A 9,133-nucleotide genomic window follows, 5' to 3' on the forward strand; every position below is an offset into this window, starting at 1 on the left:
TATTTTGAAGGTTAAATGTTACAGATACTTTTTAAATGCGCCTGTTGCAATGCTGATAACCAGACCAGACAGTAGTGCTGCGGGCAGTAATATCACACAAGGATTCACCGAAAATGGCAGCGACAGATAAATTATCCACGTCAGAAAGAATGCCGGCATTACGGACCGTTTTGCATGGTGATAAATAAAACCGGATTCATATCCACTGCCGAAACGGCGAACATCACGGCGCACCAGTCCGTCAGTTATTCCGATCAGCACCGCCAGCATAAACAGCGGCGAGGTCAGCAGCAGAATAAATAAACGCAACATAAATGTCATAACGATATATACTGCCGCCTGAGCATAGGGCGTAACATAATATATCCAGTGGCCTGCGGGTTTATGACGTAATTGCCCTAGCCAGGACATAAACCGGGTTTCCACAAACAGCCATCGCCAGATCTGGCTTAGTAACGTACTAAGTCGTCCGACCGGATCATCCATTAAAATGCTGTGCCTGACGTTTTCAGCAAACCAGCCCAGCTCCATATTCAGCATCATATGGCTGTGTTCTGCGCCCTGTTCAGGCCAGAAAAATGTTATCCCCAGCCACTCCACCACTAAGCCGAACAGCAGTGATGCGAACAATGTTGTGCAGATTTTACCGATCCACGACAGCGGCGTGGCTATCAGTCCTTTTTTGGGCACGGTGTTCTGGCTTTGATGCTGTGCCGTTGAATCACTCATTCAGTCCCTCCTGTAATGCCGCCAGCAGTTCAGCATGATTTGTCTCTGCCTCCGTCTCCGGCGTTGCGACACTGTTCCACCACTGTTCACCGCTACGGTAGTTTGACTGCATATAGTCAGCAAGCTGTGCGATGTTCTCTGGCATCAGTGCATCATTACCCGCCGCTGGCAGCGGCATCCGGATTTTCCATAGCTGTCCCCCTTCCAGCAGCGCAAACGCCTGACCTTTCGGAAGCTGGATCAGCGCAGCGGGATCAATTAACGGCACACTGGCAGAGCCAATATGCTCAGCGGTATTACTGGTGAAATCAGTACCATTGTCGGGGTTTGAGGTGTCCGTGACGCCGGACATGACGGTACTGGTCAGCACTTCAACATCATGTAACTGGCCGGTCAGTAACTCTGCGGTTGCCGTCTCACGCACTCGCAACATGATCAGGTTGTTGAAGTTACCGATCACTTGTCCCGCTTTTGCATGATTGCCGATCCGCGCTTCGATATCCGAGAGTGTCTGGGTGTAGGCCGTCACCTGAATCCCCGCGCCACCGCCCTTGTTAATGAGCGGGATAAACTCATCACCCATAAGTTCATTGAACTCGTCACAGTGCAGGTTGATAGGGACTTTAACCAGGTTCTCTTCACCAGGCAGGCCATCATTAACGCCGAATTTATAGATATAGCCTGCAATACTCACCAGGTCGGCAAACATAGAGTTTCCCACGGCAGCAGCCACTTCGGTATCTGACAGTGCGTCCAGCCCGACATAGACCACGCCGCGCTTGCGGATAATTTGCTGCCAGTCAAATATTGGTCGCGGATCGTCAAGGTCGCTGTAGGACGGGGCCAGTAGTTGTGCTGTCTTGCCGGTGGTCAGTTTCTCAAGCAGAGGTAATAAAGACGCGACGATTTTATCAAAATAGGTTTTGTCGTAGCGCACGGCAGAACGCAGGCCATCAAGTATTGGGTCATAAATTTTGGTCGCGGCAAGATATTGCTCCAGCGCCACCACGTATTTATCACGGCCCTGTAGGTTTCGTGGGGTATTTTTATCGGTCACTTTCCCCGCAATCTGCGCAATGATCTCCCAGGCTTTTGGCTCGTGTTTTGGCAGATAATACTGTGCATAACGGATAAACAGATCGTCAATGTTAACCACATGACGGGATATTTGCAGATAGTCCGGGCGCTGTCCCAACTCGATGAGTGCGCGGGAAATGATATTCACAAACCGCCAGGCGAATTCTTTAAATGCTGCTGAATTGCCTTCCCCGGAAAGCTGTCCTGCGATGCGGCTGGCAACTTCTGAAATACGCCCGAAGCGGCCCACCGCGTTATAACGAGCTGAAATATCAGGCCAGCCCAGATGAAATACGTAAAACTCATTTTCCCGCCCGGCGCGTTTCGCCTCGGCGTATGCACGTTTCAACAGGTCTGCATCGCCTTTGGGGTCGAAAATAATCACGACTTCACCGCGCCGAATATCCTGAGTGATGAGTATCTCCGCCAGACGGGTTTTGCCCACTCTTGTTGTGCCCATCACCAGCGTATGGCCGACGCGCTCTCCCAGCGGCAGGGTCACATCGGCCTCATCCAGCTCGACACCGTGCAACAACGGACTGCCGCCGACAGGTGGCAGTGGCCGTACCGGATTCAGCCGGTTATCCCAGGCAAACAGTCGCCGGACAACAGGCAGTGAAGCGTCGCAGGCTTTTTCCAGCCTGCGGGCCTGCCGGTACAGCCAGCCCGGACGAATATACTGCGCCGCGTCGGGACGGCGGCAGGCGTGCAGACGCTGGGTGTGTTTTTGTTCCCAGCGAAAACCCCGCCCCAGAAACAGGACATGACGGCTGATCGGCACCTGGCGGCTGCTCATCACGTAGCGCGGCAGGCGGCGCAGGTTACGGCGGTAGCGCAGAATATGCAGCCCCTGATACGCGCGAAGTCCGGCAAACAGGAAAAATCCCACCGCCAGCGGATAACTGACCACCGGGGCCAGCATCAGTGACCAGGGAGCAACCAGGCAAATCGTTCCGGCGGCCAGCCCGGTGGCGGCGCTGTAGAGTTCCACCGCCGGGCGCAGCAGGTTTTCGATGATATGGCGCTGGCTCACTGTGACAGCCCCGCATCGGTGATAAGCACCGGGTACGTATCAAGTTGCAGGCGTGCAGCAAGATCGTCGCCGCTTGCAGGCAACAAAATAATGCCCGGAGCCTGTTGCTGTAGTGCTTCAAAACGTGCCTGTGAACCAACACTAACGACCAGTCCGGTGGCGTTGAGGGATTTCAGTTCCGCGCGGCGTTGACTGAGCCAGCGCAGTGACTGCGGATCGTCGCCGATCAGAAAAAGAGGCGTCATCCCCGGCAGTGACAGCGGGCGTGGCGTCACCGTACCAGGATGCAGGCTATGGGAAACCACCGGGAAAACAGCCTCGTTCAGCGGGACCGGCTGCGCAGAGGATGAGGCCGTGGGCGCGTCTGGCACTGGCATCTCCGGCGCAGGGCTAATGGACTCAAACAATGCCGTGGAGGACTCGCCGCCCAGGTCAGCAACCACGGTCAGGGCAGCAGATGATGGCAGGGAGAGCGCCATCATTAATACAGGAAGTAATATTTTCAGCATGTCATGAACGCCTTCTTTGTGGTTTTCACTGATTCATGAGGAAAGATTTTGCAGATGACGAAGTACCAGCGTCCGGTAGCGCAGTGCGGGTTTGCCGCCTGCCGGGTGATGATAGCGGCCAGCAGCTTCTGCCCAGCTCTGCCAGTGGTCGTAATAGCTGCGTAATAGTTGTGCAGCAAGTCGCAGGTTTGGGTACGGGGCCAGCGCATCACAGGGCGTGGCGAAATGCTGTCCGTGCCAGCCGAGGTTGATTTGCCCTGGCCCGATATCGATCCGCTTCGGATTGGTGGTAAGTACGAATCGCTGCAATGCCGCGCAGGCGTCGCGACGGGTGGCGTACCGGTAGCCGCGCCCGGCAACATTCAACGTCCACGGCCACGGACGAATGCCCTGCGGCAGGCGGGACCCGGATTCGGTCAGCGCCACGGCATAAAGCAGCTCCGCCGGAACCCGCGCCTGTTGCGCCACCTGACGATAGCCCTCAGGAACAGACGGCACGGCGTGAACCGGCAGTGCGGGCAGCAGCAGTGCCATCAGGGCGCAGTAACGGGCAACCATGTGTCCCCCTGTTTTGCCAGTACCACCGGCATTTTGCCCTGGCCGTATTGTAACCAGCGTCCAGCGTCATGGTTGAGTGTGATATCCCGACGCTGTACCCGTGCGGCGTCGATTTTCCAGGTCAGTGCCAGACGGCGCAGGCGGCTGTCATCATTGCGGCTGTCCACCAGATAAATATCCAGCGGATGGCCGGAGGCAAGCAGAGTTTTCATCCGGGTATCGCAGGACGGACAGTTTTCGCTGACAAACACCGCCAGCCGGGAAGTGGTGTCCAGCGACACCGCGGCGACGGGTGTCAACGCAGGGAAACGGCGCTTCCATGCTTCGTCATAGACTCGCTGAAACGCCAGCTCTTTCTCCACGCGCTGCGATTCTTTTTCGACCAGCAGGTCAGCAAAGCGCTGACGCTCTGCATCGCTCGTTGCTTCCACGCCGAGCGTGGTCAGTGGATCGAGCGAGGGCGACCATATCCCACGCTCCCCGCGTTTCAGTGCTTCGTAATGCGACCACTCTTCCTGAGTCAGTCCCCACGACTGCGCGGCAGTGTTGTTGTAAAGAGGCGTTTCGTGACTACGGGTAACTGTGGTCGCGGCTTTATCTGCGCCCTGCGCTACGGCAGCAACCAGCAAAAGAAAACCGGCGTAATATCGTTTCATGGCTCCTCCGGTCAGCTCAGTGTCTGCGGCGAGTGCTGAAAACAAACGGTGCGCGTGACTTCATCTGTACTCATCTGCCAGGCCGAACCGGCAATAAGCTGTAGCGCGTCGCTGATGCGCAGTGGCCCTGATGAGCGCTGGTTATCCGGCAACGGACTGCCCATAAACTGGCGCATGTCGTCTGTCACCGGCAGGCACAGACCGTAGCCCGTACCGGACAGCCAGGTATGCAGGGCATCACCGCGCGTGATAACCGGCGTTTTCTTCGAAATGACCAGGTTATGGCTGGTAATCTGGCGCAACGGATAGCGCAGGGTATCTTCAGGCGTGAGGCTGACCAGCGTGTAACGGGCGGTATGGACAACCTCAGTGGGAGCGGGTGTTGCAGATGCGGCGGAGGCAGTGGTCACAGCAGGAACCGGCTGCGGTTTGCTGATACAGGCTGATAACAGCAGGACCGCTGCCACAGGCCAGATATTAAATGGCGTCATAAATACTCTTCTCCGGCAAATAAGGACCGGGACAGGATGGGAAAAAACGACGATAAAAGCCGCAGTAAACTGAAATTCACCAGCAACAGATAAATGGCCGGACATCCGGCGTATTGCAAAAACCGACAGAGTGACGCAAATTTTGCGATTGCCGTGCATTCCGCACGCCACCAGAAACAGAAAAGATGATAAATAAAGGTCAATGAAATGAATTACAGCGAAGCATTCGATAAATACGCAGCGACATACTGGACAGACAGTGAGGGAACGCACTGGTTTATATCAGGCGTCGGTCGAGATCAACTGACTGGCGCTGGCGGGACGCTGCATTTTGATATTCATCCGGTGGATGACAATGGAAAGCCAGTTTATTCCGTGCATCATTGCAGGACGCTGGAATATGTCCGTAAACTGCGACCCTGGCATAAACCGGTAAAAAATGACGCCCCGGAGAGCGTCACAGAATAAAGGCCGTTACTGATACCACCATGTGTCGAACTGCTCCACAAATTCAGACGCATCCCCGTAATGGAGGCCAAACTGGCGGGTAAAATACCCGCTACCGTTGGCATAATTCACAATGCAGTCGCCATTGCGATTATTAATCTCCATTACTGCAACACTGGTATGATATTTTTCTGCCAGCCGGGTAAGTTCTGCGAGCTGAAAGCCATGCTGTAATGCCGTGGTCAACAAACTCTGTACGGCCTGTTTTTCTGTATTATGCAGCACATTTAACTGCGCCTGTAACACCATATCATTCATAATAAATTCTCCGGGAAAGCAATCAAAGGGATTAAAGGGCGCTGTCCGCGACAGCAGATTGCCGGAGCAGTAAAACAAACCGGTGCGGGATGGATAATAAAGAACTCACTTTTGCCAAATAAAGAAATCCGCCTGTTTGCACAGACGGGGAAATTATTTTCAGCAGCGGGTTGCCAGATATTCATTCAGACGCTTACCCAGCCATGTAATCACCGGAACCGCCATCGAATTGCCCAGCGCTTTATAGCGTGGCCCGTCAGGGCAGTCCGTCGCCAGTTTCCCGCGCCAGGGAATGCGGGTGAAATGGTCGGGAAATCCCTGCAACCGTTCGTACTCCAGCGGCATCAGGCGACGGACGGTATAGTCGGTAATAACAGCGTGAGAGCTATGAGATGTGTCGAGGGTATAACATAATTCGGGTGACATCCCGAGATGATGGCCTCCGCTCTGCGGTTTGCGTTCGATAGTGTTGGCAGCAATACAGACGGCGGGAAAGACCACTAGGTCGTGAGCGTCTTTATAATCGCTGGCGGTACAGGTGCTGTGAATGTGACTGGCAGCATATACGCCTACGCATCGTTTGTTGTAGACGGTCTGATAATCGCTCTCGCCTCCAGTACCTGCCGTAGCTGAACCGGTAGCGGGCGATTCAGCGCTGCCGCCCGGCGCAGTATTCCGGCGCAGGCCCGTGAACTCAAACAATATTTCGGCGGGATCGAAGTCTTCTCCAGCACCTGCGATAAGGTACAGGCGCTTGCGTCTCTGGGCGAGTCCGAAGTGTTGGGCGTCTCTGACGATCCAGGCGATGGTTCGTCTGGCACCATACACACAACCTGCGCGGGGCCATTTTGGAATATGTTGGCGCGCTTTTTTCGACCAGCGCCAGTACGTGGATGATTTTCCTGCGGCAGGGGGATTTCCGGGGGTGAACGCATTATCTGCACCAGCCAGTCCGGCAAGGAAGTGTCCAAAAGCGTTGGTACTGTCGCTGAGGACGCCGGGGACGTTTTCCCACACGATAATGGCTTCATTTTGCTCTTTCTCCTTTCTTTTCTGGTCAACAGCATCGGCCAGTCTGATATATGCCAGCGTAAGCTGGCCGCGCGGATCGTTCAGACCCAGTTTCATTCCGGCGATACTAAAGCTCTGGCAGGGCGTTCCCCCGATAAGAATATCGGGCGCGGGAATGTCATCACGACTGATTCGCGCCGCCAGCGTGGTCATATCACCCTGATTAGGTATATCCGGCCAGTGGTGGGCTAATACAGCACACGGAAAAGCCTCGATTTCGCTGAACCAAAGTGGCCTGAAAGGTAAGTCACGCCAGGCGACACTGACGGCTTCAATACCGCTACAGACAGAGCAATAAGTTAAGGTATTTTTGGGTATCACTGTTCCCCTCCTGACGGGTGGGGATGCTCACAGGCATTCAGGTGGTAAGCTCAGTGGCTGCGGGTGAAATGGTTAAGCGTTTTACAGCGCGGGCATTTGATATGAAGGAGTAAATACGGGCCTGCTACTACTGCCAGCAAACGCTGGCACTGTCCGCAGCGTAGTGGCTGGTCATTTTTCGGGGCTGGCATGGCACCTCTCTGATGATGAAACGGAGGCGCATAATAGGCGTTACCTGGTGAAACAGGCTACCCAAAACTCTGTGGCCGAAATAAAGGAAAGCGCCCGTAACAGGCGCTGGCAGGAAATAGCCTGCATAAAAGAAGGAGAGAAAACACAACGTGAAGAAAACCCCGGATACCACCTGACTGGCAGTATTGATCCGCAATACGGGGTGACGGATCGTTGTCATGGCGCTTTCGCACAAACGGCTCCGACTTTTTTGCCGGTCGGCCCCGGCACAGGGCAGGATGCTACAGCCGTGTGCGATCAGTTTAATCACGTTCACTGCACCATTCGCCGTTAAACCAGTTTTCTGCCGGAAAAGAAAAGCCGCCCGTTCATGAAAGGCGGCTAAGATATTCAGCGATACGCCTGTGTTTACCGTTGGGCCTGTTCCGTCATTTTCGTTATCCAGAGTGATTGTTTTTGCAGAAAAACCGCCAGCGGCAGTTTACCGACAGCAATTTCATCAAGCGCCTGTTCCCATAACGCCGTCATACCTGGATCTTTCACGATATCCGGCAACATAGCCATCAGCGTGGCGGCGTTGTCGGTGGCAATAAGATGACGTTTTTCTTTGCGGATATAACCACGTTTAAGCAGGGTTTCAATGATGCCAGCGCGTGTCGCCTCGGTGCCTAACCCCGCGCTGTCCCGGAGGCGCTGCTTCAGCCGTTCGTCAGTGACAAACCGGCTGGCATTTTTCATCGCCGCAATCAGTGTCCCTTCTGTGTAATGCTCCGGCGGGCGCGTTTTCTGTCCTTTCGGCTCTACGCCCGTGACGGGACACAGTGTGTTCTCCGCCAGTCGGGGCAGCGACTGTTTGTTTTCATCCTCTGCATTATCCTCGCTGAACAGGGTTTTCCAGCCGGGAACTATGATGACATTACCGTTTGCGACAAGCGAATGCCCGCCGCATTCCAGCCGGACCTGTGTTTTGTCCGCTTCGTGTAGCGGCATAAACTGCGCCAGGTAGTGACGACAAATCAGGTCGTATACACGCCATTCATCATCATTCATTTTGCTTAAATCAGCAGGCTGCATGGTCGGGATAATCGCATGGTGGGCAGTGATTTTGCTGTCGTTCCAGACGCGGGATTTTTGCTGCGGATTGCACTGCGTGAGTAATGGCCGGAATACCGGCCCGGTGGCTTGCAGGGCGCTGAACACCTGCTGTACTTCGGCAAACATGGACTCCGGCAGGTATCCGCAATCGGTGCGCGGGTACGTTGTTGCTTTATGGGTTTCGTACAGATTCTGGGCGATATCCAGCACCTGCTGTGCGCCAAAGCCAAATTTTTTCGAACAGACCTGCTGTAATGTACCGAGGTCAAACGGCAGCGGTGCACTTTCTTTAAGGTGTTTTGTTTCGGTACTGGTTACGCGAGCCTGCGCGGCGCGGCGGATATCTGCGGCAGCCTGCTGTAGTGCAGACTGATTAACACAGCGGCCTTCCTCATCGCATACCGCCTCTGGCGACTGCCATTGCGCCTGAAATGATGTGTTCTGCCCGGTCAGCCTGACCGCAAGCGTCCAGAAATCACGGGGAATGAAATTTGCGATCTCCCGGTCACGGTTAACAATCAGGCTCAGTGTCGGTGTCTGTACGCGTCCGACCGAGAACACGCCCCCTTTTTGCCCTGGTTTGCGCCCCAGAATGGTGTATAACCGCGTGAGATTCATCCCGCACAACCAGTCCGC

At 54.8% G+C, this 9,133-nt stretch carries 12 protein-coding genes; 2 read left to right on the forward strand and 10 right to left on the reverse strand.

Annotated features, from left to right (window positions below; translation table 11 throughout):
• Positions 1-18 precede the first annotated feature (18 nt).
• The 6 genes from FDX19_RS01795 to FDX19_RS01820 are packed head-to-tail and all read right to left on the reverse strand — an operon-like array spanning position 19 to position 5,053.
• Positions 19-729, reverse strand: coding sequence for a TIGR03747 family integrating conjugative element membrane protein (locus FDX19_RS01795; protein WP_137381372.1), 711 nt, complete (start codon positions 727-729; stop codon positions 19-21).
• Positions 722-2,839 carry a type IV conjugative transfer system coupling protein TraD gene (traD, locus tag FDX19_RS01800; protein ID WP_137381373.1) on the reverse strand — a complete coding sequence of 706 codons (2,118 nt, stop codon included), beginning with the start codon at positions 2,837-2,839 and terminating at the stop codon, positions 722-724. Before traD ends, FDX19_RS01795 begins: the two co-directional genes overlap by 8 nt.
• On the reverse strand, positions 2,836-3,348 hold the full coding sequence (locus tag FDX19_RS01805) for an integrating conjugative element protein (protein WP_137381374.1): 513 nt from the start codon (positions 3,346-3,348) through the stop codon (positions 2,836-2,838). The genes traD and FDX19_RS01805 overlap by 4 nt, the downstream gene beginning before the upstream one ends.
• A gap of 33 nt (positions 3,349-3,381) precedes the next feature.
• Positions 3,382-3,906, reverse strand: a complete 525-nt coding sequence (locus FDX19_RS01810) for a lytic transglycosylase domain-containing protein (RefSeq protein WP_137381375.1) — start codon at positions 3,904-3,906, stop codon at positions 3,382-3,384.
• Entirely contained in the window at positions 3,882-4,562 is a 681-nt protein-coding gene (locus FDX19_RS01815) for a TIGR03759 family integrating conjugative element protein (protein ID WP_137381376.1), read from the reverse strand. Before FDX19_RS01815 ends, FDX19_RS01810 begins: the two co-directional genes overlap by 25 nt.
• Positions 4,563-4,573: 11 nt before the next feature.
• Positions 4,574-5,053: a response regulator gene (locus FDX19_RS01820; RefSeq protein ID WP_170974329.1), complete on the reverse strand. Its 480-nt coding sequence runs from the start codon at positions 5,051-5,053 to the stop codon at positions 4,574-4,576.
• Positions 5,054-5,260: 207 nt separating this feature from the next.
• Here FDX19_RS01820 and FDX19_RS01825 point away from each other — a divergent pair, with 207 nt between their 5' ends.
• The gene (locus FDX19_RS01825; RefSeq protein ID WP_137381378.1) at positions 5,261-5,521 is read left to right on the forward strand and encodes a hypothetical protein; all 261 of its coding nucleotides are present in this window, start codon (positions 5,261-5,263) and stop codon (positions 5,519-5,521) included.
• A 6-nt stretch (positions 5,522-5,527) separates the two neighbouring features.
• Here FDX19_RS01825 and FDX19_RS01830 read toward each other — a convergent pair whose 3' ends face one another.
• The 3 genes from FDX19_RS01830 to FDX19_RS25650 form a co-directional block, all read right to left on the reverse strand.
• The gene (locus FDX19_RS01830) at positions 5,528-5,818 is read right to left on the reverse strand and encodes a hypothetical protein (RefSeq protein WP_137381379.1); all 291 of its coding nucleotides are present in this window, start codon (positions 5,816-5,818) and stop codon (positions 5,528-5,530) included.
• Between the two features lie 159 nt (positions 5,819-5,977).
• Positions 5,978-7,210, reverse strand: a complete 1,233-nt coding sequence (locus FDX19_RS01840) for a DNA cytosine methyltransferase (RefSeq protein ID WP_137381381.1) — start codon at positions 7,208-7,210, stop codon at positions 5,978-5,980.
• Positions 7,211-7,260: 50 nt separating this feature from the next.
• Positions 7,261-7,401: a Com family DNA-binding transcriptional regulator gene (locus FDX19_RS25650; RefSeq protein ID WP_137381382.1), complete on the reverse strand. Its 141-nt coding sequence runs from the start codon at positions 7,399-7,401 to the stop codon at positions 7,261-7,263.
• Positions 7,402-7,448: 47 nt separating this feature from the next.
• On the opposite strand from FDX19_RS25650, the gene FDX19_RS01850 reads away from it, so the two are divergent.
• Complete coding sequence (locus tag FDX19_RS01850; RefSeq protein WP_137381383.1) at positions 7,449-7,736, forward strand: hypothetical protein; 288 nt, start codon at positions 7,449-7,451, stop codon at positions 7,734-7,736.
• 74 nt (positions 7,737-7,810) lie between these two features.
• On the opposite strand, the gene FDX19_RS01855 is transcribed toward FDX19_RS01850, so the two are convergent.
• Positions 7,811-9,133: DNA topoisomerase (locus FDX19_RS01855; RefSeq protein ID WP_137381388.1), on the reverse strand; the 1,323-nt coding region annotated here is incomplete at its 5' end.

Source organism: Citrobacter sp. wls619 (genome assembly GCF_005281345.1).
In the GTDB taxonomy this organism is placed as follows: domain Bacteria; phylum Pseudomonadota; class Gammaproteobacteria; order Enterobacterales; family Enterobacteriaceae; genus Citrobacter.

Excerpts from the sequence above, each read along its gene's own strand:
- FDX19_RS01795 (WP_137381372.1), bottom strand. The coding sequence starts at position 729 with ATGAGTGATTCAACGGCACAGCATCAAAGCCAGAACACCGTGCCCAAA.
- FDX19_RS01805 (WP_137381374.1), bottom strand. The coding sequence starts at position 3,348 with ATGCTGAAAATATTACTTCCTGTATTAATGATGGCGCTCTCCCTGCCA.
- FDX19_RS01810 (WP_137381375.1), bottom strand. The coding sequence starts at position 3,906 with ATGGTTGCCCGTTACTGCGCCCTGATGGCACTGCTGCTGCCCGCACTG.
- FDX19_RS01815 (WP_137381376.1), bottom strand. The coding sequence starts at position 4,562 with ATGAAACGATATTACGCCGGTTTTCTTTTGCTGGTTGCTGCCGTAGCG.
- FDX19_RS01820 (WP_170974329.1), bottom strand. The coding sequence starts at position 5,053 with ATGACGCCATTTAATATCTGGCCTGTGGCAGCGGTCCTGCTGTTATCA.
- FDX19_RS01825 (WP_137381378.1), top strand. The coding sequence starts at position 5,261 with ATGAATTACAGCGAAGCATTCGATAAATACGCAGCGACATACTGGACA.
- FDX19_RS01830 (WP_137381379.1), bottom strand. The coding sequence starts at position 5,818 with ATGAATGATATGGTGTTACAGGCGCAGTTAAATGTGCTGCATAATACA.
- FDX19_RS25650 (WP_137381382.1), bottom strand. The coding sequence starts at position 7,401 with ATGCCAGCCCCGAAAAATGACCAGCCACTACGCTGCGGACAGTGCCAG.